This window comes from Pseudomonas meliae (assembly GCF_001400515.1).
GTDB classification, from domain to species: domain Bacteria; phylum Pseudomonadota; class Gammaproteobacteria; order Pseudomonadales; family Pseudomonadaceae; genus Aquipseudomonas; species Aquipseudomonas amygdali.
Window position 1 is genome coordinate 1 of sequence record NZ_LJQT01000309.1, and the last position, 348, is coordinate 348.

Genomic DNA, 348 nt, shown 5'->3' on the forward strand with positions numbered 1-348 from the left:
CAATCCCCAAGAACGGATCGAGGAGCATCCCGCGTTCCTGCTCGGCAAGCACCCCACGGAGGATTCGTTTCTGCTGGCTGCTCCGCCAGGTTCCGGCAAGCCCGTAGGGGGTTGTGATTCCCAGTTTGCTCCGTTATCCCGATTCGGTTGTCGTCCACGATCCCATCAAGGATTCCAAACTATGAACGTTCGTACCGCACTGACCCTGTCCGCTGTATTCATGCTGTCCCTGACCGGCTGCGCGACTCAGTCACAGGTTGATCGACAGTCGAACCAGCTCGAAGTCATCAGCGCCTCGCTCAAGCAGATTCAGGCCAACCAGCAGGTGTCCATCGCCCTGCAACACCA

Annotated in this window: 1 pseudogene; it reads left to right on the plus strand. The window is 58.3% G+C overall.

Annotated elements, in window-relative coordinates:
• A pseudogene (locus tag ALO64_RS26355) lies at positions 1 to 164 on the plus strand (type IV secretory system conjugative DNA transfer family protein); the annotation flags it as partial.
• Positions 165 to 348: the final 184 nt, after the last annotated feature.